23 protein-coding genes and 1 pseudogene are annotated in these 25584 nt (G+C 71.2%); 11 read left to right on the top strand and 13 right to left on the bottom strand.

What is annotated here, in order from left to right; all coding sequences use genetic code 11:
- Positions 1-217 precede the first annotated feature (217 nt).
- The gene (locus ACFPA8_RS08705) at positions 218-550 is read right to left on the bottom strand and encodes a hypothetical protein (protein WP_386444879.1); all 333 of its coding nucleotides are present in this window, start codon (positions 548-550) and stop codon (positions 218-220) included.
- Between the two features lie 388 nt (positions 551-938).
- Between ACFPA8_RS08705 and ACFPA8_RS08700 the strand changes: the two genes are divergently transcribed.
- Positions 939-1874 carry a DMT family transporter gene (locus ACFPA8_RS08700; RefSeq protein WP_386444876.1) on the top strand — a complete coding sequence of 312 codons (936 nt, stop codon included), beginning with the start codon at positions 939-941 and terminating at the stop codon, positions 1872-1874.
- Between the two features lie 14 nt (positions 1875-1888).
- Here ACFPA8_RS08700 and ACFPA8_RS08695 read toward each other — a convergent pair whose 3' ends face one another.
- The gene (locus tag ACFPA8_RS08695; protein ID WP_386444873.1) at positions 1889-3379 is read right to left on the bottom strand and encodes an MFS transporter; all 1491 of its coding nucleotides are present in this window, start codon (positions 3377-3379) and stop codon (positions 1889-1891) included.
- Between the two features lie 321 nt (positions 3380-3700).
- Here ACFPA8_RS08695 and ACFPA8_RS08690 point away from each other — a divergent pair, with 321 nt between their 5' ends.
- Positions 3701-4498 carry an SAM-dependent methyltransferase gene (locus ACFPA8_RS08690; protein WP_386444870.1) on the top strand — a complete coding sequence of 266 codons (798 nt, stop codon included), beginning with the start codon at positions 3701-3703 and terminating at the stop codon, positions 4496-4498.
- Between the two features lie 58 nt (positions 4499-4556).
- Here the strand turns inward: ACFPA8_RS08690 and ACFPA8_RS08685 are convergent, their stop codons facing one another.
- Positions 4557-5492, bottom strand: coding sequence for a helix-turn-helix domain-containing protein (locus ACFPA8_RS08685; RefSeq protein WP_465270233.1), 936 nt, complete (start codon positions 5490-5492; stop codon positions 4557-4559).
- Between the two features lie 164 nt (positions 5493-5656).
- On the opposite strand from ACFPA8_RS08685, the gene ACFPA8_RS08680 reads away from it, so the two are divergent.
- Entirely contained in the window at positions 5657-6124 is a 468-nt protein-coding gene (locus ACFPA8_RS08680; protein WP_386444864.1) for a cupin domain-containing protein, read from the top strand.
- 553 nt (positions 6125-6677) lie between these two features.
- Positions 6678-7535 (top strand): Bax inhibitor-1/YccA family protein, encoded by an 858-nt coding sequence (locus ACFPA8_RS08675; RefSeq protein ID WP_386444861.1) that lies wholly within the window; start codon positions 6678-6680, stop codon positions 7533-7535.
- Between the two features lie 151 nt (positions 7536-7686).
- On the opposite strand, the gene ACFPA8_RS08670 is transcribed toward ACFPA8_RS08675, so the two are convergent.
- Complete coding sequence (locus tag ACFPA8_RS08670) at positions 7687-7914, bottom strand: DUF4287 domain-containing protein (RefSeq protein ID WP_386444858.1); 228 nt, start codon at positions 7912-7914, stop codon at positions 7687-7689.
- A gap of 98 nt (positions 7915-8012) precedes the next feature.
- Between ACFPA8_RS08670 and ACFPA8_RS08665 the strand changes: the two genes are divergently transcribed.
- On the top strand, positions 8013-8351 hold the full coding sequence (locus ACFPA8_RS08665) for a hypothetical protein (protein WP_386444855.1): 339 nt from the start codon (positions 8013-8015) through the stop codon (positions 8349-8351).
- Here the strand turns inward: ACFPA8_RS08665 and ACFPA8_RS08660 are convergent.
- Together ACFPA8_RS08660 and ACFPA8_RS08655 are read right to left on the bottom strand one after the other, a co-directional pair.
- Positions 8335-9576, bottom strand: coding sequence for a hypothetical protein (locus ACFPA8_RS08660; protein WP_386444852.1), 1242 nt, complete (start codon positions 9574-9576; stop codon positions 8335-8337). The genes ACFPA8_RS08665 and ACFPA8_RS08660 overlap by 17 nt on opposite strands.
- Positions 9577-9838: 262 nt before the next feature.
- Positions 9839-11059: an acetyl-CoA C-acetyltransferase gene (locus ACFPA8_RS08655; protein WP_386444850.1), complete on the bottom strand. Its 1221-nt coding sequence runs from the start codon at positions 11057-11059 to the stop codon at positions 9839-9841.
- Between the two features lie 325 nt (positions 11060-11384).
- On the opposite strand from ACFPA8_RS08655, the gene ACFPA8_RS08650 reads away from it, so the two are divergent.
- A complete protein-coding gene (locus tag ACFPA8_RS08650) occupies positions 11385-11927 on the top strand; it encodes a dihydrofolate reductase family protein (protein WP_386444848.1) in 543 nt (180 codons plus the stop codon).
- Between the two features lie 205 nt (positions 11928-12132).
- On the opposite strand, the gene ACFPA8_RS08645 is transcribed toward ACFPA8_RS08650, so the two are convergent.
- Positions 12133-12543 carry a RidA family protein gene (locus ACFPA8_RS08645; RefSeq protein ID WP_386444845.1) on the bottom strand — a complete coding sequence of 137 codons (411 nt, stop codon included), beginning with the start codon at positions 12541-12543 and terminating at the stop codon, positions 12133-12135.
- A gap of 315 nt (positions 12544-12858) precedes the next feature.
- Positions 12859-13887 carry an SGNH/GDSL hydrolase family protein gene (locus ACFPA8_RS08640; protein WP_386444842.1) on the bottom strand — a complete coding sequence of 343 codons (1029 nt, stop codon included), beginning with the start codon at positions 13885-13887 and terminating at the stop codon, positions 12859-12861.
- Positions 13888-14350: 463 nt separating this feature from the next.
- Between ACFPA8_RS08640 and ACFPA8_RS08635 the strand changes: the two genes are divergently transcribed.
- Positions 14351-15742, top strand: coding sequence for a cystathionine beta-synthase (locus ACFPA8_RS08635; protein WP_386444839.1), 1392 nt, complete (start codon positions 14351-14353; stop codon positions 15740-15742).
- A gap of 372 nt (positions 15743-16114) precedes the next feature.
- On the opposite strand, the gene ACFPA8_RS08630 is transcribed toward ACFPA8_RS08635, so the two are convergent.
- Positions 16115-16552, bottom strand: coding sequence for a hypothetical protein (locus ACFPA8_RS08630; protein ID WP_386444836.1), 438 nt, complete (start codon positions 16550-16552; stop codon positions 16115-16117).
- Between the two features lie 494 nt (positions 16553-17046).
- Here ACFPA8_RS08630 and ACFPA8_RS08625 point away from each other — a divergent pair, with 494 nt between their 5' ends.
- Positions 17047-17904, top strand: a complete 858-nt coding sequence (locus ACFPA8_RS08625; RefSeq protein WP_386444833.1) for a MurR/RpiR family transcriptional regulator — start codon at positions 17047-17049, stop codon at positions 17902-17904.
- Here the strand turns inward: ACFPA8_RS08625 and ACFPA8_RS08620 are convergent.
- From ACFPA8_RS08620 to ACFPA8_RS08610, 3 genes are all read right to left on the bottom strand, one after another.
- A complete protein-coding gene (locus tag ACFPA8_RS08620; protein WP_386444830.1) occupies positions 17894-18661 on the bottom strand; it encodes a maleylpyruvate isomerase family mycothiol-dependent enzyme in 768 nt (255 codons plus the stop codon). The two genes, ACFPA8_RS08625 and ACFPA8_RS08620, sit on opposite strands and share 11 nt — an antisense overlap.
- Positions 18662-18699: 38 nt before the next feature.
- Positions 18700-19077 carry a VOC family protein gene (locus ACFPA8_RS08615; protein ID WP_386444827.1) on the bottom strand — a complete coding sequence of 126 codons (378 nt, stop codon included), beginning with the start codon at positions 19075-19077 and terminating at the stop codon, positions 18700-18702.
- A 63-nt stretch (positions 19078-19140) separates the two neighbouring features.
- Complete coding sequence (locus ACFPA8_RS08610; RefSeq protein ID WP_386444824.1) at positions 19141-20505, bottom strand: APC family permease; 1365 nt, start codon at positions 20503-20505, stop codon at positions 19141-19143.
- A gap of 187 nt (positions 20506-20692) precedes the next feature.
- Here ACFPA8_RS08610 and ACFPA8_RS08605 point away from each other — a divergent pair, with 187 nt between their 5' ends.
- The 3 genes and pseudogenes from ACFPA8_RS08605 to ACFPA8_RS08595 all read left to right on the top strand — a co-directional run.
- Positions 20693-21223: a pyridoxamine 5'-phosphate oxidase family protein gene (locus ACFPA8_RS08605; protein WP_386444821.1), complete on the top strand. Its 531-nt coding sequence runs from the start codon at positions 20693-20695 to the stop codon at positions 21221-21223.
- A 182-nt stretch (positions 21224-21405) separates the two neighbouring features.
- Complete coding sequence (locus tag ACFPA8_RS08600; protein ID WP_386444819.1) at positions 21406-22584, top strand: 5-methyltetrahydropteroyltriglutamate--homocysteine S-methyltransferase; 1179 nt, start codon at positions 21406-21408, stop codon at positions 22582-22584.
- A gap of 679 nt (positions 22585-23263) precedes the next feature.
- A pseudogene (locus ACFPA8_RS08595) lies at positions 23264-24160 on the top strand (LysR family transcriptional regulator); the annotation flags it as partial.
- Positions 24161-24171: 11 nt separating this feature from the next.
- On the opposite strand, the gene ACFPA8_RS08590 reads toward ACFPA8_RS08595, so the two are convergent.
- Positions 24172-25542, bottom strand: a complete 1371-nt coding sequence (locus ACFPA8_RS08590; RefSeq protein ID WP_386444816.1) for a type III PLP-dependent enzyme domain-containing protein — start codon at positions 25540-25542, stop codon at positions 24172-24174.
- Positions 25543-25584: the final 42 nt, after the last annotated feature.

Genomic DNA, 25584 nt, shown 5'->3' with positions numbered 1-25584 from the left:
GGGACCGGACACAACCGCAGCGGGCGCGGACGGTGCCGTGGAGGGCGCAGGAGGCCCGCGAGGCGCTGAAGAACGGGGTGCCGCGGACCGTCCGAGCGCCTCCGGCATCCGTGGACGACTCCGTCGGCCGAGCGTCACGGCGGGCCGCGCCGGACCACGTCGCGCGGGACCCCGCGGCACTGCGGGTTGCGTGTCACGCATCGCGTGTCACCGCGGGTCACTGCTTCTGGGGGCCCTTCGGGTCCCGCCGCTGGCGCCGCACGGGGGACCGGCGTGCGGGCTTCGGCGGAGCGGGCCGCAGGGACCGGGGAGTGGAGCAGGTGGGGCACCAATAGCCGATGCCCTGCCGGAAGGTCCAGCCCTGCTTCTCGAGGTAGGGGGCCGCTCGCGTGCTGCTGTGCAGGACGTGGGCGAAGAGGTCCTGCTCGATCGGAGGCGGAGGCTCGTCGATCACGAGGTCGAACACCGCGCGTGCTGGGCAGCCGATGTCGTCACAGGTCAGGTAGAACCGCACAGGCCCCGGTGCCTCTCCCTCGGTCATCAGGCTCATGCCGTCCACGCTAGGCAGTGCGGAGCCGGGCGTGTGCCGGGTTGCGGAAGCGGGGCCGAGTGCGGCATCTGCCGTACTGCCTTTCCAGCCACGGGAGTTGACCCGCCGAGGGCGGGCGGCACCGGACGGCCGTCCCGGTTCCCTCGCCCTGCACGACCGCCTCCGGCCCCGGACGCGGCCCCGGACGCGGCAGCGAACCCCCGGGCCGGCGGAGGCCCGGGCCGCGCACGCCCAGGGCGGAGCAGCGGCCGGCAGCGGCAGGGATGGCAATCACCTGTGTCGCGGCCTCGTGAACGCATCCCGGTGCCACCGGTGGGAGATGCTGGGGCGAAACCGGACGAACCGCCGGGGCAGCTGCGCGGGCCCCGCCCGAGCGCCGTGGAGTGGCATGCCGATCCTGGTCTACGTGTACGGCCTGGCGGCGTCCTGTTTCCTGGGAGTGGGGTTCGTACTGCAGCAGGACGCCGCCGCCCGCGCCCCGCTCGCCGACATCCTCTCCTTCCGTCTGCTGCTGGACCTGATGAAGGTCCCGCGGTGGCTGCTCGGCATCGGTTTCATGGTCGTCGGACAGCTGCTCAGCGCGCTGGCGCTCTCGCTGGGCGACGTCTCCCGGGTCGCACCGCTGCTGGCCACGAATCTGCTGTTCGCCATGGCGCTGGCCAGGCGCATCAGCGGTCAGCGGCTCGGACGCACCGGCTGGGCCGGGGTGGTGCTGCTCAGCGGCGGAGTGGCCGTGTTCGTGGCGGCCGGCTCGCCGCAGGGCAACGACGACGCGCAGATCGGCCCCCTGCGCCGCTGGCTCGTGATCGGTGCGGTGATCGCGGTGGCCCTGCTGATGGTGATGATCGCCCGCCATCTGCGGCTGGCGGAGGAGCCGCCCTGGCTGGCCGCCGGTGCGGGAGTGCTCTACGGGCTGCAGGACGCGCTGACGCGGGACGCCAGCACTGTCCTGGAGGAGTCCGGCATCGGCGGGCTGGTCACCACATGGCAGCCCTACACGATCGTCACCTCGGCCGTCGTCGGGCTGGTCCTCGTGCAGAGCGCGTTCGAGGCCGGGCCGCTGCGTCAGTCACTGCCGGCTCTGACGGCGGCCAACCCGCTCTCCGGGATCGCGTGCAGCATCGGATTCCTCGGCGACACCGTACGGGTCACGCCGCTGGCGATGCTGGGGGAGATCGTCGGTCTGGGGGCGGCCGTCTCCGCGATCTTCCTCCTCGGGCGTCATCCGGCGATGCCCAGCGGTGGCTCGGGGCTGTCCGACGACGAACCGGCAGCGGACGGCAGCGGGCAGCCGCAGCAGCGCAACTCACCGGGCAGGCCCTGACCGCCCGTCAGCGCTCAGCGGGGCAGCCGCCGCAGGATCCCTCGGCGCAGTGACTGCTTCGTCCCGCGTCCCTCCTCGCGCCGCCCCGTCCAGACGTCGGCCAGTGCGGCGGCCAGCGCCACGAGGACGAACGCGACGGAGAGCACCAGCCCGTGCTGGTACGCCCCGGCCCAGGAGCCCGGGCTGCCGTTCCCCGCGTTGAGCCGGCTGAAGAAGATGGACCCCACGCCCGCGATGCCGACGGCCGCCCCGATGCGCTGCCCGGTCTGCAGTACGCCGCCCGCGCTGCCGCCGCGCGCCACGGGGACCTGCGAGAGCGTCAGCGTCTGGTTCGGCGAGATGACGAGCCCCGAGCCGACGCCGGCGACCAGCAGCGGCACCGTCAGGAACCAGCCCGTCTCGCGGCCCGGCACGGCGTGCGCGGTGCCGATGGCGCCCGCGAGGCCGACGGCTGTGAGCGCGAGGCCCCAGGCGACGAGGGGCCTCCCGTAGCGCAGCACATGCCTCCCGCCCAGCCCCGCCGAGGCTCCCGAGCCCAGCGCGAAGGGGGTGATGGCGAGGCCCGCCTCCAGCGCGGTGTAGTCCAGTCCGCTCTGCAGGTAGAGCGTGGTGACGAAGAAGATCGAGGTGAATCCGGCGAAGTGGAAGAGGATGAGCAGGCAGCCCAGCCAGTACGAGCGGATGCGGAAGAGCGTCAGGTCGACGAGTGGCACCGTGGTCCTGCGTGAACAGTGCGACTCCCACTTGACGAAGACCGCCGCGAGGGCTGCCGCAACGACGAGCAGCAGCCACTTGGCGTCACCGCGCCACTGCTGCGACTGCACGAAGGGGAGCAGCACCGCCACCACCGTCCCGCCGAGGAGCACGACGCCGACCGGGTCGAGGCTCTGCGTGTGCGGGGCGCCGGCGGCGGAGGGCGTGTCCGGCAGGAGACGCCTGGCGAGGACCAGGCAGACGATGCCGATCGGCAGATTGACGTAGAAGACCCACCGCCAGCCCTCGCTCGCGCCCGCCACCTGGATCAGCAGACCCCCGAGCAGCGGCCCGACAGCGGTGGAGACGCCGACGACGGTGCCGAACATGCCGAAGGCCCTGCCGCGTTCCTGGCCCCTGAACATCTGCTGGATCAGCGCCGAGATCTGCGGGGACATGAGCCCGCCGCCCAGCCCCTGCACGAGGCGGGCCACGATCAGCCACATGCTCGACAGGGCGGCTCCGCAGCCGGCGGACGCGACGGTGAACAGGGCCAGACCGGCCATGAAGACCCTGCGCCGCCCCCGCGCGTCGCCCAGCCTCCCCGCGGGTACGAGGCACAGGCCGAAGGAGAGCGCGTACCCGGAGAGCACCCACTGCAGTTCGGACTCGGAGGTCTGCAGTCCCTCACGGATGGACGGCAGGGCCACGTTCACGATTGAGACGTCCAGCAGCGCCATGAAGCCCGCCACCAGGCAGACGGCCAGCGCCTTCCAGCGACGGGTGTTCTCCTGCGGGGATACGTCAGACACGTCGGGGTCCTGCTCCAGTCACCGAGGTCCTCGCTTCTCTTGCGCCGTGCGTGCCGTGGCCGCGCGGGCGGGTACCCGGCGGTGCGCGAGTCGGTCGCCGCCGGTCGGGGGGCACGGGAGGACGGGGAGGGCGGGGGAAACGGGGAGGCGCCTGGGCGCCGGGCGGACGTGGCCGGAAGGGCGCGCTGCGCAGGCCGGAGGCGGTCAGGACGAGGGGAAAGCCGGACAGCCACGGAGCCCGTGCCTAAACTTTGGCCAGACCTTGCCGGGGAGCGACCACGGATCCAGCCGGGACGAGGCAGGGCTCATGAGGGGACCGACGTGAATCCGGAGATCGACACCAGCAAGCCCCACTCGGCGCGGGTCTACGACTACTGGCTCGGGGGCAAGAACAACTACGAGGTCGACGCCGAAGCGGGCGAGCAGGTCGAGAGGATGTGGCCCGGAGTCCGCCGGCTCATCGCAGCCAACCGGGCGTTCATGCACAGGGCGACGCGCCATCTGGCCGCGGAGGCGGGCATCAGGCAGTTCCTCGACATCGGCACCGGCATCCCCACGGAGCCGAATCTCCATCAGATCGCCCAGAAGTGCGCCCCGGAGTGCAGGGTCGTCTATGTCGACAACGACCCGATCGTCCTGCAGTACGCACAGGCCCTGCTGCGTTCGAAGCCGGAGGGCCGCACCGCCTATCTCCACGCCGACGTGACCGACCCGCGGGCGATCCTCACCTCTCCCGAGGTGCGCGAGACCCTCGACCTGGAGCAGCCGGTCGCCCTGTCGCTCGTCGCGCTGCTGCACTTCATCGCGGACGACGGCACCGCGACGGACATCGTGCGCCGGCTGATGGAGCCGCTGGCGCCGGGCAGCCATCTGGTGATCTCCCACGGCACGGAGGACCCGGAGGAGACGGAGGTGTCCGAGCGTGCCGCCGAGTACTACCGCACCAACGTCTCCGACGGGCAGGCCCGTCCGTACGGGACGATCCTCTCGCTCTTCGACGGCCTCGATCTGGTCGAGCCCGGCCTCGTACCCGTGACCCGGTGGCGCCCGGACGGGGAGGCGCCCGAACTTCCCGACAACAAGGCCCTGATCCTGGGGGGTGTCGCGCGGAAGCCCTGATACGCGCGGCGTGCCGGGAGCGGGGCCGAGGCCAGGCAACGGGTGACGGGGCGGCCGGTCACGTGCTCCGTGCGCTGAACTGGCGGCGGTAGTCGCTGGGGGAGAGCCCGGTGCGGCGTCGCAGCTGTGCGCGCAGATTCGCCGCGGTGCCCAGTCCGCTCTCGCGGGCCACGACGTCGAGTGAACGTTCACCGCGCTCGATCATCCGGCAGGCCAGCGCTACGCGTTCACCGGTGAGCCACGCCAGCGGCGTCGTACCCAGCTCCGTACGGAACCTCCTGTGCAGGGTCGCCGGACTGACCGCCGCCCTGACCGCCAGGGCGTTCACCGTCATCGGCCGGCCGAGCCGTTCGCGTGCCCAGTCGAGTACGGGTGCGAGTGAGGCGTCCCGCGTCACCGGCACCGGCCGCTCCACGAACTGCCGCTGCCCGCCGTCACGGTGGGCGGCGAACACCAGGCGGCGGCTGACCGTGTTCGCCACCTCGGCGCCGTGGTCGCGGCTGATCAGATGCAGCCCCAGGTCGAGGGCGGCAGCGCTGCCGGCGGCGGTGAGGATGTCGCCGTCGTCCACGAACAGCACATCCGGTTCGAGCTGTACGGACGGATACCGTGCCGAGAAGAGTTCCGCCCACCGCCAGTGCGTGGTGGCCCGCCGGCCCTCCAGCACGCCCGCCTCGGCCAGCGTGAACGCCCCCGTGCAGAAGCTCACCAGGCGCGCGCCCCGGTCCGCCGCACGCCGCACGGCGTCCAGAACGCCGCTGCACGGCCGCACTTCGGGGTCCGGCCGGTTGGGGACGAGGACGGTGTCGGCCTCGTCGACCGCCGAGAGGTCCGCCACGTCCGAGAGCGTGAACATCCCCAGATGCATCCGGGTGCGGGGTGCCGCGGCGCACAGCGTGAAGTCGTACCAGGGCCGCTTTACTTCGGGACGGCGCAGCCCGAACAGCTCGGTCGCCACGCCCAGTTCGAAGGGGTTGGAGCCCTCGTCGACGATCGCGGCGACGCGGTGCGGCGGACGTGCTTCTCGCCCTCCGGCTCCGGCTGCCGGAGGGCGGTGTGGGCGGCGTCGGCGGTCTCGGCAGGGCTGCGAGGATTCATGCGGCACATGCGATTCCTAGCACTCACCGGGCTCGGGCACCAGCGGCGAGGATGCCCTGCATGAGAGACGAGCCGATCGACCTGGAGTCCGCACTCGCACGCTTCGAGCAGCTGTGGAGCCCGCGCATCGTGACCAGGGTCAACGACTACGACGTACGGGTCGCGAAGGTCGCCGGGGAGCACGTGTGGCACGTGCACGAGAACACCGACGAGTTCTTCCTCGTGCTGGACGGCGAGGTGGACATCGCACTCCGCGACGGCGACCGCCGCACCGGCGACGGGAACGCCGGTGAGGACGGCGGCGGGAGCGCGGCCGGGAGCGGTGCCGGAACGGAAGCGACCGAGCGAACGGTGACCCTGCGGAAGGGCTCCGTCTTCGTCGTCCCGCGCGGCGTCCCACACAGGCCTGCTTCCGGGCACGGTGCCGCGATCCTGATGTTCGAGCCCTCCGGCACCTCGACCGTCGGCGAACGGCACGACCCGCTCCCCGGCCACATCGACGCCACCACCGGCCACGCCCTCGGCTGACCCCGACGGCCTCCCGCGGCGACGCGGCTCCACGCGAACTCCCCCTGATGGGCGTCCATTTCGAACTCTTCAGACTCTTCAGACACGGCCTTGGGCGGACCGCCGCCGTTCGGCACCTCGTCACCCCGCGCCGGTGCGCGGCACGGCTGTCGCCGCCGTCGGCGCCCGCCGGAAGGCCGTACGGAGAAGCGGCCCGGTCCGCTGCGGCGCCTCCAGCCGGGGCCCGTCGACGACTCCGTGGCCTGGACGACGATGGGTCGCCCTGGTGACTCTCCTGGCTGCACCCGCCACGGTCGTTCTCCCGAGCCGGTCCCCGGGGCTCCCGTAGCCCTGTGCGGGCGCACGCCCCGGGCGCCGCGAAACCCGGGCTCCGGAACAGCTTTGCGGGAGTGAGACGTTCACCGTGTACGCCGCTCGTACAGCGGTACAAGAACGGAACAAAGACGGAACCAGCCGTTGCTTTCCTTCGTTCTTGACGGTGGAGTAGCGTGCTGGTTTTGCTAAAGCATTACTCTGAAAGCTAGGTCGTGCCGTGCGGCCATGGAGGAGTGAGATGAGGAGCAGCAACCCGGTCTTCTCGCGTCGGGGGTTCAGCCGCTCGGGCGGCTACGCCGGTTTCAACGCCGGACAGCAGCCGCAGGCCGGGAACCCGTACGCGAACAGCCCTTACGCGAACAACCCTTACGCCCAGCAGCAGCCCCAGACCACCGGGCAGCCCCTCGGTGCTCCGCCCGCCGCTCCGCCCCAGACCGGGCGGATGACGATGGACGACGTCGTCGCCCGCACAGGCATGACGGTCGGGCTCGTCGTCGTCATGGCTGCGGTGGCCTGGATCACCGACCTGGCGCTGCCGCTGGCCATCGGGGCGGGTCTCGTCGCGATGGTGCTGGCGCTTGTGCAGTCGTTCAAGCGCAAGGCAGTGCCCGCACTGATCCTGGCGTACGCCGCCCTGGAAGGTCTCTTCCTGGGCGCCATCAGTAACTTCGTCGACAGCTACATCGCCGACGGCGCCGCGATGCAGGCGGTGCTCGGCACCATGGCGGTCTTCGCCGCGGTGCTGGTGATGTACAAGACCCGGATCATCCGTGTCACCCGGCGCTTCTACCAGTTCGCGATCGCGGCGGCGATCGGCTTCGTCCTGCTGATGATGGTGAACCTGCTGTTCGCGGTCATCGGCGGCGGTGACGGCCTCGGCTTCCGCAGCGGCACCCTGGGCATCATCATGGGCATCGCCGGCATCGTGATCGGGGCCCTGTTCCTGGCGCTCGACTTCAAGCAGGTCGAGGACGGCATCTCCTACGGCGCGCCCCGTGAGGAGTCCTGGCTGGCGGCCTTCGGTCTGACCCTCACCCTGGTGTGGATCTACCTGGAGTTCCTGCGGCTGATCGCGATCCTGCAAGGGAACGACTGACCGGGATCTCCGCACGACCGGGGCGGGCCGGTGAGGTTCATGCGTGACCTGTGAGCCCGTACCCGCACGACGAAGGGCCCGTGAGGCGGCCGACCGCCTCACGGGCCCTGTCGCGTGTTCCGAGGTTCCAAGTCCTGACGGGGAGGCGGGTTCAGCGGTGACGCGCAGCGCGTCGCAGGTCGTACTCGTGGATGATGGCTTTCGCGTGGCCGTAGGCGAGGTTGTGCTCGCCCCGCAGCCAGCTGACCTTTTCCTCGAAGCGGAAAAGGGACGGACCTTCGTCGACGGTGCGCAGCCAGTCGGACACTTCACGACCGGTGCAGTGTGGGATGCGGGTGAGCATGTTCCGGTGGGTTTCTTCGGAGAAGATCTGGGACATCGGCGCCTCCGGATGCTGCCTTTTGGAGTCCTTCCCGCCAAGGTGCCTGAGCGCGGGGGCGTTGGCAACAGTCCGGCAGGGGCGCATACGCTTGCACGGTGCTCGATACAGCCCCGCTGACCGTTCCCGCGCAGCTCTTGAGCGACCGTCTGCGCAGGCTCCCCGAAAGCGCCCTGCGCAGGGGTGCGGCGGCCGAAGGGCTTGCCCTGGCCCGGGAGTTGGCCCGCAGGGCGCAGCTCCTGGAGTTCCCCGCACGCACCCCGCTGGAGCTGCCCGACGTGGGCGTTCTCGCCGTCGGGGACCAGCTCGCGGTGGCCGCACACGATCTGGCGGAAATCGTGCGCGACGTTGACGCCGCCGACGAACTGGCGGACGCCGCCGGACTCGTCGCCGCGGCGGCCCGCAGGATCGGAGACGCCGCTACAGCGAGGCGATGACGCGGTCGGCCAGCAGGTAGGCCGTACGTCCCTCTCCGTAGGCGAAAGTCAGCGCGTAGGCCCCGGAGACGCTGGAGCCGCCCATCAGCACCGGTACGTCGCCCTCCCGCAGCGCGGCGCACAGCAGGTCCGCCGTCTCGCGGTGACCGGGGGAGAGGCACACGGTGGTGCCGTCCTGGAAGAGGTAGACGTCCAGGGTGCCCAGGGGCCCCTGCCGCACGTCGGCCAACGGTGTACGGGCGTGCGCCAGCTCGGCCAGCCGCCCTACGGTCCGTTCGTGGCCCGCGACGACCTGGGCGCCGGACGGCGGTGCCCCGGCCGGTGCGGACGGCTCGCCGCTGAGCGTGTAGTCGGGCTGCGAGGGGTGGCGCCGGCGGGCGGCGGTGACCTCGGGCGGCTCGGCGCCGCACTCCGCGCCGGGAACGGGGCTGTCGGCGGCCGTACCCGGAACGGGGCTGTCGCCCACCGCGCGGCCGTGCTCCCCGGCCTCGTCCGGTGCGGGGGAGGCGGTGCTCCCGGGAGTCCCGGCCGGGCTGCCCGCAGGCGGCTCCGTGGCGGGGTCCGCCGCTGCGGAGCCGGGTTCCGTGCCGGGTTCCGTGCCGGTTTCCGCGCCGGTTTCCGCACCCGCCGCCGTGCCGGTTTCCGCGCCCGCTCCTGAGCCGGCCGCGCCGTCCCCGGGCACGGCCCGGACGTCGATGTCCAGCGCCGGCTCGATGTCCCGCTCCGCCTGCCGGGGCACGAAGACGCCCGGCTCCGGTACGTCCCGCTCCCGCAGGTCCCGCAGGATCTGCAGCACGTCCTCGTCGACGCGGCCCTTGAGCAGCGCGTCCCAGAGGGCGGAGTCGACACCGGAGGGTGCGGGGGCGACCTCGTACTCGGTGCCGTGCCCTGCCAGCAGCGAACCCTCTTCCGGGTTCTCCCCGCGCGTCTCCTGAGCGGCCCAGAAGGCCCGCGCCTCGGCCAGCTCGCGCTCCCGCTCCTCGGCGAGCGCCTCCGCGACGACGCTGCGGATCTCCTCCGCGGAGGCGGCCGTACGGGCCTGCGGCACGGTCGTGGCGGCTGCGGAGTGGCTGCCGGGAGCCGGGCAGGCGTCCGCTGCCGCGCCCAGCCGGGCACCCAGGTCGTCGAGCTGGCGGCGCAGGCCGCGCGCAGAGTGCAGGGCAGCGCCGCCGACGGCCGTGGCGGTCACCGCGGTCGCGAGCAGAAGCAGAGATATGGCGCTCACTGACGTACTCCCGGTTTGGTCTGTTCCCCCGAAGTCCTGTGCATCCTCCATTTAGGTGGAAGGCGTGTCGACCGTAGTCCCAAACGCCGTGAATAGGACAGAGGTGAACACCGACCGCTGTCGCCCCTGCCGTTGTGAGCTGGGGAAACGCAGCGCCCCCGGGGGATAAATCACATCCCGGGGGCGCATGCTTCCCGTGAGAACGGGCAGTGCGGCTGCTTCGGCACCATCTCGCGGCGGCCTCCGCGCAACCGCGGCGGCGTCAGCTGAGGCGCTCCAGCACCATCGCCATGCCCTGGCCGCCGCCGACGCACATGGTCTCCAGACCGAACTGCTTGTCGTGCCACTGCAGGGAGTTGAGCAGTGTCGTGGTGATGCGGGCGCCCGTCATGCCGAAGGGGTGTCCGACGGCGATGGCGCCGCCGTTGACGTTGAGCTTGTCCAGGTCGATGCCGAGGTCCCGGTAGGAGGGGATGACCTGGGCCGCGAACGCCTCGTTGATCTCGACGAGGTCGATGTCGCCGATCGTCATGCCCGCCCGGGCCAGCGCCTGCTTGCTGGCCTCCACGGGCCCGTAGCCCATGATCTCGGGGGACAGGCCGGAGACGCCGGTGGAGACGATGCGGGCCAGCGGGGTCAGGCCCAGCTCACGCGCCTTGGTGTCCGACATGATCACCAGCGCCGCGGCACCGTCGTTGAGGGGGCAGCAGTTGCCCGCGGTGACGAGCCCGTCGGGGCGGAAGACCGGCTTGAGCCCTTCGACGCCCTCCATGGTCACGCCCGCGCGCGGGCCGTCGTCCTTGGCCACCACCGTGCCGTCGGGCGTCGTGACGGGAGTGATCTCGCGCTCCCAGAAGCCGTCGGCGATGGCCTTCTCGGCGAGGTTCTGGGACCGGACGCCGAACTCGTCCATGTCCTTGCGGGTGACGCCCTTGAGGCGCGCCAGGTTCTCGGCGGTCTGGCCCATCGCCATGTAGACGTCGGGGACCCCGCCGCTCTCGCGCGGGTCCTCCCAGCCCTCGCCGCCGTTCTCCGCCCGGGCGGCGGTGCGGGCCTCGGCCTCGGCGAACAGGGGGTTGTGGGTGTCGGGCATGCCGTCGGAGGTGCCCTTCACCTGGCGCGAGACCGTCTCCACGCCGGCCGAGACGAACACGTCGCCCTCGCCCGCCTTGATGGCGTGCATGGCCATCCGGGTCGTCTGCAGGGAGGAGGAGCAGTACCGGGTGATCGTGCAGCCGGGCAGATGGTCCATGCCCATCTGTACGGCGACGACCCGGCCCAGGTTGTGGCCCTGTTCGCCGCCCGGCAGACCGCAGCCGAGCATCAGGTCGTCGATCTGCGCGGGGTCGAGCGCGGGGACCTTGGCGAGCGCGGTCTTGACGATCTCCGCGGTCAGGTCGTCGGGCCGTACGTCCTTGAGCGACCCCTTGAAGGCGCGTCCGATGGGCGAGCGGGCTGCAGAGACGATCACTGCTTCGGGCATCACGGCTCCAGAGGGTGTCTGCGTCGGCACGTTGGCTACGTGCGGGAAGCTACCTGTCCGTAAGCCCCGGGTCACTGCTCGCAGGGTGTGATGCGGGACTCTTTTCTAAGCGCTTGCTTTCCGCTGGTTCCCGGCCGGCTCGCGCAGAGCGGGACGGACAGGGCCCCACTCCACGGTATGCCGGTCGCCGCGCTGCGCGGCCCCTGCATCCGGGCGCCCGGTTGTCCGCGGTGTGCCACGGATGCGCGTACGGCTCGCGCCCTCGCCCTCCCCGCCGGCCGAACTATGATCGGCTTCGGGCCTCCACAATCGTTGGGGAAAACGCATGAGTGATGTGAGCACCCGCACCGGCAAAGTGGTCGTGAACAGGGCGATGTCGCTGGACGGCTTCATCGCCGGTCCTGGCCACGCGATGGACTGGATCGCCGATTACGTGACTGCGGACGCGTTCCCGGAGGTCATGGCGGCCACGGGCGCCATGCTCATCGGCCGGGGCACGTATGAGGCAGCCAAGCGGATGGCCGACCAGGACACCACCTACGACGGGGGCGCACAGTTCGTCCTCACCCACAACCCTCCCGACGAGCCGGACACCACCGTCACGTTCCTCACCTGTGGACTCGAGGAAGCCGTTGCCACGGCACGCAGCGCCGCGGGCGACAAGAACCTGGAGATCCTCGGTGCCGACGTGGCCGCCCAGTGCCTGCAGCGCGGGCTCGTCGACGAGATCCTGGTGTACGTCCTGCCGGTGCTGCTCGGCGACGGCGTCCGCTTCTCGCCCCCGAGCCTCGGCAGGATCGAACTGGAACCCTTCAGCAACACCCAGTCGGGCGCCGTCACGATGCTCCGCTTCCGCGTGCGGAAGTAGGCGCTGCCCGCCACGCCGGCCGGACCCGTACCGGCTCGTGCGTGCCCTGCCGCACGGTCTGCTGCCCGAACGCCTCGGCCGTGGAAGACGGTTCACAAGCGGCAGTTGCTGTGGTCGGCCGACGGCACCTCGGACTGACGGCCGAAATGCACCTGGTCGCGGAGGGCCGCTGGCGGTTGGTCCCCGGCAGGGACGGCCCGTCGGCTCAGGAATCAAGCACGGCGGCGATGGCTTCGATCTCTACGAGCTGGCTGTCATAGCCGAGCACGGTGACACCCATCAATGTGCTGGGCACGTCGTGGTCGCCGAACGCGTCCCGGACAACCTCCCACGCCGTCACCAGGTCCTCCCGCCGGTGGGAGGCCACAAGAACACGGGTGCTGATGACATCGTGCAGTGATGCGCCGGAGTCCGTCAGAGCGGTCCGCATGTTCTCCACAGCCCTGGCCGCCTGCCCCGCGAAGTCCCCGATCGCCGCAGTGGAGCCGTCCTCATTCAGAGGACAAGCTCCGGCCAGGAAGATCAGCCGCGACTCGGCCGGGGCCGTGGCCGCGTAGGCGTACTCCGCAACATCGGACAGGGAGGCAGAGCGGATCAATGTGACGGCACGCGGCACGGGCTTCCTTTCGCAGCAGTTCCGGGGCACTCAGGACCTTCTCAGAGGTCGACGCCGCGTTCGACTCACTTTTCTGGCTGCCGGCTCCCGTGAGGGGCCGCCGCCGTCAGCCGCCCGATGGATCTGACGTGACCGAAGCGACACCGCCTACTAGGGCACGTCGTTTGGATCTTCGCGGGCTCGCGACGCCCGGCCCGCCCATCTGCTGCGTTGTCGGAGTCGCCCGAGTACGCCCAGTACGAGGGCGATCCTCCGCCTGGCATCTGGACGCACCGGACGCCGCTCGCCGACCCACGAAGATCCAAACGACGCACCCTAGACCGCCTCCTCGCGGGGAGTCGTGACGTCCTCCGCGGGCGGCAGCCGGCGGCGGCGCCGGTGCTTGAGCAGCGCCCACGGGCCGCGTACGCCGGTGACCTCCGTGCCGCCCTCCGCGACGGCCTCGGCCGCCGCACGCGCGACCGGCAGGATGCTCTCGCGCCGGGCGGCGTCCGGACGCTCGTCCTCGGTGGGCCACAGGCCCAGCGCGGCGCACAGCGTCGGCAGGACGGCCATGGCCGCGGTGGCGTAACCCTCGGCCGAGGGATGGTAGTTGTCGGGGCCGAACAGCTCGCTGGGGTGTGCCGCGAACTCCGGACCCAGCAGGTCCCCCAGCGAGACGGTCCGGCCGCCCTCCTCGACCACGGCGATGGTCTGTGCCGCGGCCAGCTGGCGGCTCAGCCGCCGCGCCACCCAGCGCAGCGGCTGTCCGACCGGCTCGATGGAACCGAGATCCGGGCAGGTGCCGACGACCACCTCGCATCCGGCTGTGCGCAGCCTTGCCACCGCGTCGGAGAGCAGCCGCACCGCCCGGGAGGGCGGCATCCGGTGTGTCACGTCGTTGGCGCCGATCATGATGACGCACACGTCCGGCGCCATATCGAGGTCGTGCTCGCTGAGCAGCAGCGTCACCTGCCGTTCCAGATCGTCGGACTGGGCTCCGGGCAGTGCCACGTTGCGCAGTTCCACCGGGCGTTCGGCCACGGCCGCGAGCGCGGAGGCGAGCAGCGCGCCCGGTGTCTGCCGCGGACGCTGCACGCCCTGGCCGGCAGCGGTCGAGTCGCCGAGGAAGCCCAGCCGGATCCGGCGGCCGTGCTGCTGGCCGGCGAACGCGGACCCGTAGAGCCCGTCTGCGGGCGGCGGTTCGTCGTCCGAACCACCGATCTTGCGCTTGGCGAGCTGTGCCTCGGTGAACAGCAGTCCTACCGCCGCGCCGCCCAGCAGACTGAGTCCGCCGCCCCCGTATGCGGCCGCGGTCGCGATCCGCCGTGCCACTCTTGCGCTCGCCGCCTTCGACATCGGCATGTTTCTGGTCCGCCTCCCGGCTGATGGTTCCGGCGCCCTGGACGGAGTGTGCGTGGTGCGTGGTCGTCCCTGCCTGCCCGGGGCCTGCTGCGTGGTGCTGGTCGTACGTTGTGGGTCGTACGTGCTGGATGGTGCGTCGTAGGTGGTGCGTGTGCGGTGGTGCGTGGTTCGTCACGTGTGAGCTGTGTTCCGGCGATCCGTGTGACCGCGTCGGTCGTGCCCGTACCGCCGAAATCCAGGTGCCGGTGGTGCTCAGGTGCATGAAGGGGCACCCTGGATGGGTAGTCGCTGTGAGCGCCCGGTGCGCGTCCTGTGACGTGCGGGCTGAGCGCTCCTAACACTGTGTTGCCCCGTGAGGCCCCCTCTGCAACCTTCGCAACGGGCCTCCGGTGTGCGCGTGTTGCGCAATATGGTGACGGTACGGGCAAGCAACGACGCTGCCCACGGACACGCGGAGACCACGGTGCAGTATCACGAGTCCATGATCGACCTTGTCGGCAACACCCCGCTGATCAAGCTGAACAACGTCACGGAGGGTATCCGGGCGACCGTTCTGGCGAAGGTCGAATACTTCAATCCCGGCGGTTCGGTGAAGGACCGGATCGCGCTGCGGATGATCGAGGCGGCGGAGGCGTCGGGCGAACTGCGCCCGGGCGGCACCATCGTCGAGCCCACCTCCGGCAACACCGGTGTGGGGCTTGCCATCGTGGCCCAGCAGAAGGGGTATCGCTGCCTGTTCGTGTGCCCCGACAAGGTCTCCACGGACAAGATCAACGTGCTGCGCGCGTACGGCGCCGAGGTCGTCGTCTGCCCGACTGCCGTGGATCCCGAGCACCCCGACTCGTACTACAACGTCTCGGACCGGCTGGTGCGCGAGACGCCCGACGCATGGAAGCCCGACCAGTACAGCAACCCCAACAACCCGCGCTCGCACTACGAAACGACCGGACCGGAGCTGTGGCAGCAGACGGACGGACGCATCACCCACTTCGTCGCGGGCATCGGCACCGGCGGCACGATCTCCGGAACGGGCCGCTATCTCAAGGAGATCAGCGAAGGCCGCGTGCGGATCGTCGGCGCGGACCCGGAAGGGTCGGTCTACAGCGGTGGTTCGGGCCGCCCGTACCTCGTCGAGGGTGTCGGTGAGGACTTCTGGCCGGACGCGTACGACCGCGGCGTGGCCGACGAGATCGTCGCCGTCTCCGACAAGGACTCCTTCCAGATGACGAGGCGTCTCGCCAAGGAGGAGGGGCTGCTCGTCGGCGGGTCCTGCGGCATGGCCGTCGTGGGTGCGCTGGAGGTGGCCCGCGGGCTCGGCCCGGACGACGTGGTCGTCGTGCTGCTGCCGGACGGCGGCCGGGGCTACCTCAGCAAGATCTTCAACGACGAGTGGATGAACGACTACGGCTTCCTCTCGGAGGGCGAGGCCACGGTCGTACGCGTCGGAGACGTCCTGCGCCACAAGGAAGGTCCCATCCCCTCGCTCGTCCACATGCACCCCGACGAGACGGTCGGTGAAGCGATCGAGGTACTGCGCGAGTACGGGGTCTCGCAGATGCCGGTGGTCAAGCCGGGCGCCGGGCACCCGGACGTGATGGCGGCCGAGGTCGTCGGGTCGGTCGTCGAACGGGAGCTCCTGGACGCCCTGTTCGCGCAGCGCGCCTCGCTCGGGGACCGGCTGGAGAAGCACATGAGCGCCCCGCTGCCGCACGTCGGTTCCGGCGAGTCCGTGGACGATCTGATGCCGGTGCTCGAAGGCGCGGACGCGGCAGTGGTGTTGGCGGACGGCAAGCCCGTGGGCGTGGTCAGCAGGCAGGACCTGCTGGCGTACCTCGCGAGCGGCGCGAAGAAGTAGCCGACGGAGCAACCAGGGCGCAGGGAGCGGGTCCTCGAAGTGATCCGCAAGTGTCACGGCCCGGAAAAGAGCGCTTAACACCGCTCCCGCAGAGTTGTCCGTGTCGGCGTCGGGGAATTCCGGAGCGGCTCCCGGACCTCGAGGACGCCCTGGACGCGACCGGTTCCGGCCGGCGCGCATCCCGGCGGGGGCCGCCGTCGTCCCGCCCCGGTGCACGCACCGGGGTGCGGCGGCCCCCGTCCCGGCGCACTCCCCGGCCCTCGCCCGCGGTCTGCGTCACACCGCCGCCGTGACCGTCGCGGTCCACGGCCGGTGAACACCAGTGCGGGGAACGGCTGGCCGGCCCCCGCACCCGTCCCGTTCCGTGCGGTGTCAGTCCCAGTCGTCGTCCTTGCGGGGCTCCTTGGCCCGTCCGAAGCCGAACCAGGACCGGTGCGCCTGCACGGCGTTGACCGCCACGATCCCGCCCCAGCAGACCAGCAGCCCGGGAAGTCCCGTGTTGACCGCGGCGATCGCGGAGAGGGGAACGGCGAGCACCAGCGAGGCGACGCCGAGCAGCCGGGGGCCCATGCCTTCCGGGTAGGAGGGCGAGCCGGCGGTGGTGTGCGAGCGAGTGCTGCCGCGGGCGACGACCATCTGCTGCTCGGCCATGGCGCGGCGGGTCCGTTTGTCCACGACGGTCTCCAGCCGCTTGTCGATCTTGTCCAGGAAGGAGGCGATCAGCTCTTCCTCGTACTCCTGGCCGAGTTCCCTGCGGGTCTGGAGAGTCGCGTCGAGTTCTCGTGCCAACTCGGGGTCGCGGGCGTTCATGGCCGCGACGTTACGCTTCCGGGCTGCCGACAACAGTGGTGCTAGCCCCCGTATGCGGCTGCGGGCGGCCCCTCCTGTGCGGCGGCGGGGTCCCGGCTCGGACCCCCTGCGGTGCGGTTCCGGGGATCGTGCGGCCGGGGACGTGCCCGGTGCCGAAGTGCGTTGCCGGGAACGGGAGTCGGGCGAGGGGCCCGACGACGTACACGTCGGCGCGTTCCCCAGCCGGAGCGAGCCGATCGCCGTCCCGCCGAGGTTCGCCGGAAGTTGGCTCGCGGTGAGGCGGTGAGGCGGTGCGCGGGCTGCCGGGGCCGTACGGTGCTGTGCCTCGTCGCCGAAGCTGATCATCCGGAGTCACTTGCCCGACTGCATATAGTCATGCACAGTCGTTCCGTGGTGAATAGATCTCACGAGCCGGGTGGGGAACCTCCGGTCCCCGGGCCGCCGGCGGCGCCACGACGCACGGCGAGCGGGAGCGTCATGACCAGGAGGACGGGATGAGCAGCGCCGGAGCGCGGTTGCTGAAGCTCTTCGAGGGGCACCGCCTCACGCCGACGCAGCGCCGCATCGCGCACTGCATGGTGCGGCAGGCCGGCGACGCGCCGTTCCTGTCCAGCGTGGAGCTCGCGGAGCTGGCAGGCGTGAGCCAGCCCTCCGTCACCCGCTTCGCCGTGGCGCTCGGCTTCGACGGCTACCCGGCACTGCGCAGGCACCTCCGGGAGACGGCCCCCGAGACGGCGTCCTCGCCGCCGCGCGGCGAGGACGACGGCGAACCCGATCCGTGCAACGCCTACCAGCAGGCCGTGCAGGCGGAGATCGACAACCTGCGGCACCTCGCCGCGCTGCTCGCCGACCCCGCCCCCGTCGAACGCGCGGGCCGCATGCTCGCCGCCACGCCCGCCCTTCCCGTCCTCGGCCTGCGCGCCGCGTCGGCGCAGGCTCGCGGCTTCGCCTACTTCGCGGCGAAGGTCCACCCGGACGTGCGGCTCCTGGACGAGGGCGGCAGCATGCTGGCCGACCGCATCGACGGGTGCGTACGAGCCGGGGCGCAGGTGCTGCTCTGCTTCGCGCTGCCCCGGCACCCGAAGGAGGTCGCCGAGGCGCTCTCGTACGCACGAGGTGCCGGGCTGCGGATCGTCACCGTCGCCGACAGCGCCTTCGCGCCCGTCGCACACCCGGAGGATCTGCTGCTCCCGGCGGCCGTCGGAACAGGGCTGGTGTTCGACACCGCCTGTGCGCCGATGCTGCTGGGCCGGGTGCTGCTGGAGGCGATGTGCGACGGGCTGCCGCAGGCGCAGGCACGCCTCGAGGACTTCGACGCGCGGGCGGCGGAACGCGGGCTGTTCATGGAGTGAGCGGCGGAGGGGAGGGGGTCTCCGGAGGCGGGGCCGGGCGGGAGCCGGTCCGGTGCCGCGGTCCGTCCGCCTGCCAGTGCGGATCGCGTCCCAGGAACGCGACGAGGCGGTCGCTCGGATCGGCCTCCGCGGGAACCGTCAGCGGTGGCCCGAAGAGCGGGAAACGCAACGCCGGTGTCGGCACCAACTGCCGTGCCGTACGGATCAGTTCGTTCGCCAGAGCAGCCGGGACGGGTCGGGGCAGCCCCGTCGCCCGAGCGATGTCCCAGCCGTGCACGGCGATCTCCAGCGCTCCGGCGCGTGCGACGGCTGCGGCCGTGATCGGCAGGTCGGCGACGGCGACCACCCGGTCGCAACCGCTGCCGGCGGCCGCCCAGGCGCCCAGCAGGCGCGACGCCGTCGAACGTACTGCCGCCGCCGGATCGTCCCTGTGGTTCTCGTGGGCGTCCGCCGGAGCGTGAGGCTCCGGAGCGGCGTTCGCACGGGCTTCCGCTGCCGCTGCGTCAGCAGCTTCCGCACGCGGGCCCGCGTCCGCCGCCTGCGCCGCGGAGGGCACCTCCACGTATCCGTCCTCGATGCCTTCGCACAGCGCGCACAGCGAGTCGTGGGTGTGCCACAGCAGCGTCCGCAGATCCCAACTCCGGCACGGCGTCGGATGGTTGAGCGTCCGGGAAGTGACGGGCCGCAGAGCGCACAGCGCGTACCCCAACGCCCGCTCCAGCAACGCCGTTTCGGCCGTCAGCGTGCCGTCCTCCATCACCCTCCCGCCCTCCCGCCGCCCAACGCCCCTACGGTTCAGTCCTGTTCGTCCTTCATCTGGATGAACTGGACGTAGTTTCCGTCCGGATCCTCGACCGTGGAGAACCAGAAGCCGAAGTCGGTCTCCTCCACGGGACGTACCCAGCGCACGCCGAGAGAGTTCAGGTGCCGCTCGGCGGCCCGGATGTCGCGCACGCTGAAGTTGACCATGTGCCGGCCGGGTTCGGCCGATCTCGGCGCGACGTCGTCCCGCTTGTCGAACCCCAGGTACATGCCGTCCCCGATCGCCAGCAGGTGCTCCTCCCAGCGGGCGCCCAGCGGTTCGAGTGCGGAGCGGTACCAGGCGATGAGCCGGTCGCGGTCGGTGCTGCTCAGCAGGATGCCGACGGCGTGCAGATTGCCGGGGGCTGCCATGAGTCCTCCACAGGTGACGGTTCTTCCGATGTCACTTGTACGGACTGCGCGCGGACCGCGAACTCATCGGCGCCGGGCGGCCGCTCCGAGAGCGAACCTGTTGACCGCCCACAGCGCGACGCCGAGCAGCACGAGCACGCCCGCCCGGACATAGACGTCGGTCTCACGGTCCGCCAGCGGACTGGCCAGCAGCCCGGCCGCGACGGCACCGATGACCGGCAGTGCGGTGGGCGTACGGAAGTGCTCGTGGTCCACCCGTTCCTTGCGCAGCACCAGCACGGCGACGTTGACCACGGCGAAGACGCACAGGAGCAGGAACGAGGTGGTGTCGCCCAGCCCTTCGATCTCCCCCGTGGAGACGAGGGCGACGGCGAGCAGCGTGACGAAGACGATGCCGACGACGGGCGTACGCCGCACCGGCAGGACCTTGCCCATGAAGCGGGGCAGGATGCGCTCGTTGGCCATCCCGTAGCAGAGCCGCGAAGCCATCATGATGTTGATGAGCGCGGAGTTGCTGACCGCGAACAGGGCGATGACGGCGAAGAGTTCGGGCGGGAAGCTCACCCCGCCCGCCTTGACGACCTCCAGCAGCGGGCCGCTGGAGTTCTCCAGTACCCGGAAGTCGACCAGCAGCGAGGAGACCAGCGCCACCAGCACGTAGATCGTGCCCGTGACGCAGACGCCGATGAACAGCGCCCGGGGGAAGGTACGCGAGGGATCGATGGTCTCCTCCGCCATGTTGACGGAGTCCTCGAAGCCGACGAAGGCGAAGAAGCCCAGCGCGGTCGCTCCCATCACGCCCGTCAGTACGGCGTATCCGGTGCCGCCCGCCGTGTCGATCTCGGCCAGCCGGCCCGGGTCGCCCTCGCCCGCGAAGACCGCGTACACGCCGATGGAGATGATGATCAGCAGACCCGTCAGCTCGATGACCGTGAGGACGACGTTGGTCTTGACCGACTCCGAGACGCCGCGCAGGTTCAGGGCGGCCAGCGCGAGGATGAAGAGGATCGCGATGAGCGTGGGCGGCACGTCCACGAGTTCGCCCAGGTAGTCCCCCGCGAACGCGCGGGCGGCCGCACTTGCCGACGACAGCCCGGAACACATCACCATGAACGCCACGATGAACGTCAGGAAGGGCACCTTGAACGCGCGCTGCGTGTAGAGCGCGGCTCCGGCGGCACGCGGGTACTTGCCCACCAGTTCCGCGTACGACGCCGCAGTCAGCAACGCCACCGCGAACCCGATGACGAACGGGAGCCACAGCGCCCCGCCGATCTTGCCCGCGACGCTGCCGGTGGTGGCGTAGATGCCGGTACCCAGGATGTCGCCGATGATGAAGAGGACCAGCAGCTTGGGGCCGATCGCGCGGTGGAGAGGGGTCTCCCCGGAGGGGTTCGTGGGCGCTGTCGCATCTCGAGTGTCCGGCATGCGCACTAGCTTCCCATCCCAGTGATCGTTAGCGCCTCCGATGATTTCCGTTCCGTCACGTGGTCTGTCCGCGGGGGCCGGCACGCCGTGCGCGCCCCCATGCAAGCGCCCCCATGCACGCGCCCGAGCGCACGGGACCGCGGGACCGCGGGAGGCGTTCCGTAACGGCAGCGACGAGGAGATCCGCATGTCCGACAAGCGACCGACGACCGATCTGGACCCCCGATACAGCGCCCCCGACGCGGTGCCCACCGAGTGGGATACGGCACGGGACCGGCTGGCCGCCGCGGGAATCTACTGGCTCTCGACGGTCCGTCCCGACGGCAGGCCCCACGTCACGCCGCTGCTCGCGGTGTGGTTCGACGGTGCGCTGTACTTCTGCACCGGGGAGGAGGAGCGCAAGTCCCGCAATCTGGCGGCGAATTCGCACTGCGTCCTGACGACGGGGAACGACTCCGCCGACGAAGGGCTCGACCTGGTCGTGGAGGGCGACGCGGTCCGTGTGCCGGAGGACGCGAAGCTGCGCCGCCTGGCGGAGGCGTGGGTGGAGAAGTACGGGGAGGAGTGGCGCTTCGAGGCCGGGGACGGGGCGTTCCACCACTCGGACGGTGGGAAGGCGCTGGTCTACGAGGTGGCGCCGGTGAAGGCGTTCGGCTTCCGCAAGGGCGACTACGCGCAGACGCGGTGGCGTTTCGGTCCGCAGGGGGCTCGTCGCTGAGGGCGGGGCCGCCGGTACCGGGCGGCGGTGCCGTGCCGGGGCCGGCGGTGCGGTGCCGCGGCGCCCGGCCACCTGTCGGAAGCGGCTGTGGATGCCGCTTCCGGATACCGGAAGACACGGTTGAGGAGCGGACCGTTCCGGAGCAGGGTGTCTCCCCCTACCCCGAGGAGAGGACGCCTCACATGACGCCAGAGCCGACGACACCACCGAATCCGCCGGGCCCTGTCACGACCGGCTCCCGCACGCTGCCTCCCTTCCGCGCCGACCACGTGGGGAGCCTGCTGCGCCCGTCCGGGCTGAAGGCCGCACGGGAGGACCACGCCGCCGGGAAGCTGGACGCGGCCGGGTTGCGGGCGGCCGAGGACGAGGCAGTGCGCGAGGTCGTGCAGCTTCAGCGGGACGCGGGGCTGCGGGGCGCGACCGACGGGGAGTTCCGCCGACAGTCCTGGCACATGGACTTCATCTACGCGCTCGGCGGCGTCAACAAGGTCATGGACGAGAACCTGCGCGTCCAGTTCCACAACGAGGAGGGGGACATCGAGTTCGCCCCGCCCTCGGCCCACGTGGTGAGCCGGGTGCGGCTCGAAGAGACGATCTTCGCCGACGCGTTCGCGTTCCTGCGGGACACCGTCCCGGCAGGCGTCACACCGAAGCTGACCATTCCCTCGCCGAGCATGGTCCATTACCGGGGCGGGCGCGCTGCCATCGACGAGAGCGTCTACCCCGGCATGGACGCCTTCTGGGAGGACCTGACGGCGGCGTACGCGGACCAGGTACGCGGGGTGTACGAGCTGGGCTGCCGCTACCTTCAGCTCGACGACACCAGCCTCGCCTACCTCAACGACCCCGAACAGCGCCGGCACGTCGCGGAGATCGGCGGCGATCCGGAGCACCAGCACGAGACGTACATCGCCAACATCAACCGGGCCCTCGCGGACCGTCCCGGCGACCTGCGCGTCACCACGCACATGTGCCGCGGCAACTTCGCCTCCTCGTGGGTCGCCTCCGGCGGCTACGACTTCGTCGCCGAGGCTCTCTTCGGGGGGCTGGACGTCGACGGCTTCTTCCTGGAGTACGACGACGAACGCTCCGGCGGGTTCGAACCGCTGCGGTACGTGCCGAAGGGCAAGCAGGTCGTCCTCGGGCTCGTGACCAGCAAGCGGCCGGAACTCGAGGACAAGGACGCGTTGAAGCGCCGCATCGACGAGGCGTCACGCTTCGTGGACGTCGACCAGCTGTGCCTGTCGCCGCAGTGCGGCTTCTCCTCGACGCTGGAGGGCAACAACCTCACGATCGACGACCAGAAGGCCAAGCTGGCGCTGATCGTGGAGACGGCGGAGGAGGTGTGGGGCGGGGCGTGAGCCGGCGCGCGGGGTGGTGGGGGCGGCGGGGCTGTGGGTTGCTTCGTGCGGGTGCGGGTGCGGGTGCGGGTGCGGGTCCGTTTGCGGGTGCGGTGTGGTGCGGGGCGGGCGAGGGGTTGGGCGGGGCCGGGGCCTCCGCGGTGGCCATTCCGGGACGGCATGATTTACGGCCCGGACCCGTGCGGTGAGTTGCAGCCCAGCCAGATGGTGTGTCCGGGCCGAAAATCACGCTTGAGTGTCCCGGAACGGCCACCGCTCCGACCCCGTCCCCTCCCGTGAGTCCAGCCTCGGGCCCGTCGGTCCCGTGGGTCCCCCGTCCGTCCTGTCCTCGGGTCCGTCGGTTCCTTCTGTGGGTTCCGCCTCGGGTCCGTCGGTTCCTTCGGTGGGTTCCGCCTCGGGCTCCGTTCCCTTCCGGCGGTCTTGCCTCCGTCAGCAGGGTGGGCGGCTGCGGGTCACGATTCTGAGGCTGCCGGAGGTGAGGACCCGGGCCTGGAGTGAGCCGCAGGCGCAGCGGGTCCAGACGACCGCGCCTTCGGCTGTGGGGTGAAGGGAGAGATTTTGGGCCGGCTGGTCGTCGGGCCGGCCGCAGTACGGGCAGTGAGACATGAGTCAAGGCTGCCGGGGCGGAACCGTTCAGGTCCAGGTTCGATTTTTTCAACTGAACGTGTACAACAGCTACATGATTGATTTGCGGCGTCTCACTGTCCTGCGGGCCATCGCGCAGTACGGCACAGTGACCGCTGCCGCGGGGGCAGTGCATCTGACTCCTTCGGCGGTCTCCCAGCAAGTCCGCTTGCTGGGCCGGGAGTTGGGTGTGGCGTTGCTGGAGCCGCAAGGCCGGCGCGTGCGGTTGACTCCCGCGGCGCGTGTGCTGCTTCAACATGCCGACGCCATGGAGGAGTTGTGGCAGCGTGCCGAGGCCGAGCTGCACGGCACGGCCGTCGGGGAGCCGAGCGGGACGCTGCGGGTGGCCGGGTTCCCGACCGCCGCTTCCGCGCTGCTCGCGCCGATGGCCGTACGGCTGCACAGCACGTGGTCCGCGCTGACCGTCCAGGTGAGGGAGGCCGAGCCGCTCGAGTGCTTCTCCTTGCTGTTCGCGGACGACACCGACCTGGCCGTGGTCGAGGCGACGCCGGAGAATCCTCCCCCGAACGACCGGCGCTTCGACCAGCGGCGGCTGCTGGACGACCCGTTCGACCTGCTCACGCACCCCGGCCATGCGCTTGCCGGCAAGGATGCCGTCCCGCTGGACGATCTCGCCGGTGAGAAGTGGATTCTGGGTATGCCCGGCAGCAGTTGCACTTCACGGCAGCTCGTGATGTCGGCCTGCCACAGTGCGGGGTTCGTGCCCTCCATCTCCCACGAGGCGCGGGAGTGGAGCGTCGCCGCCACGTTCGTCTCCCACGGCCTGGGGATCGCGCTGGTGCCGCGGCTGGCCGTGCTGCCCTCCGAACTCGACCTCGTACGCACGCCATTGGAGTCGGCGCCGTCGAGGCGTCTGCTGACCGTCACGCGGCGGGGCGGCGACGGTCACCCGGCTGTCGCCGCCGGCCTCGGGCTTCTCGGTGAACTCGCCGCCGAACTCGGTCAGTTCGCGGACCGCAGCGCGTCGCGCTGTGCCCCGCCGGACTCGGCGACGATGTCGTCCAGCGACTGCGGTTCGCGTACGGCCGTGAAGCTGACCTCCTCGTCGTCGGCCACCGTGAAGCCGTAGACGCCCGGCCGGGGAAGCGAGTTGTAGCCGAAGGGGTTGGAGAAGTAGTACGCGCCGGTGTCCAGGAGCGCGGCATGGTCGCCCGCCTCCAGTCGCGGGAGCGGCCGGTCGCGCGCCACGAGGTCGCCGGCGAAGCAGCAGGGGCCCGCGACGTCCTGGGCGACGGTGTCGCCCCTCTTCGGCATTCCCTTGGCGTCGTAGGCGGCGACGCGCAGCGGCCAGGCGTCGGGCGTGAAGACGGTGCGTACCGCGATCTGTGCGCCCGCATGGGTGACGGCGATGGGCCGCCCGCCCGCCGACTTGGCGTACTCCACGCGGGCGAGGACCGTGCCCGCCTTCGCGGTCAGGGAACGGCCGAACTCGGTGACGATGCCGTAGCGGCCGTCGAAGAGTCCGGGCACGGTACGGGCGAGCAGCCGCGCGTAGTCGCGGTGGGTCGGTGTGAACTCGTCGGAGGAGAAGTTGACGGGAAGGCCGCCGCCCAGGTCGAGGGTGTCGATCTGCCGGCGTCCCGTGGCGGCGTTGATCTCCTCGGCGAGGTCGTACGTCGCCCGGGCCCCCTCCGCCATCAGTTCGAGCGGTATGCCCTGCGAGCCGATGTGCGAGTGCAGCCGGGTCAGCCAGGGGCGCTCGCGGTACGCCTCGACGACCCAGTCCCGGGCTCCGGGGTCGCGGAGGGCGACGCCGAACTTCGAGGTGGCGGTCGCGGTGCTCATGGCGCCGATGGCCCCTTCGCCGATCTGCGGATTGACGCGCAGCCCGACGGGTGAGGCCGGAGCCGCGCCGGGTGTGACGAGGGCGTCGAGCCGGGCGAGTTCCTGCGGGTTGTCGGCGTTGAGCGCGATGCCGAGGGCGAGCGCCTCGCGCAGTTCGGCGCCGGTCTTGGCGGGGGAGTCCAGGACCGTCCGGTCCGCCGGGACGCCCGCTGCGCGGGCCAGCGCCAGCTCCCCGGGGCTGGCGACCTCGCAGCCGATGCCCTCGTCGGCCAGCAGCCGCAGTACGGGCACGAGCGAGGCGGCCTTGACGGCGAAGGTGTGCAGGACGTTCTGGCCCGGGGCGGCCACCTCGGTGAAGGCGTCGCGCACCGCGGCTGCGGTCTCCCGCACGCTCCGTACGTCGAGCAGTGCGACGACGGGCTGGTCGTCCTCGGTGACGAGGCCCTGATCGACGGCGGCCCGCACGGCCAGGTCGCGGCGGGTGGCTGCGGCGGCGGAGTCGCCCTGGGTGTCGGTGGAGTGGTGCATGGAACAAGCCAAACACGTTCGGGCCAGGAGCGGTATAGACCA

The sequence above is a fragment of the Streptomyces ovatisporus genome (assembly GCF_042653885.1).
In the GTDB taxonomy this organism is placed as follows: Bacteria; Actinomycetota; Actinomycetes; order Streptomycetales; family Streptomycetaceae; genus Streptomyces; species Streptomyces ovatisporus.
This window is presented reverse-complemented; position numbering and strand designations above follow the sequence as displayed.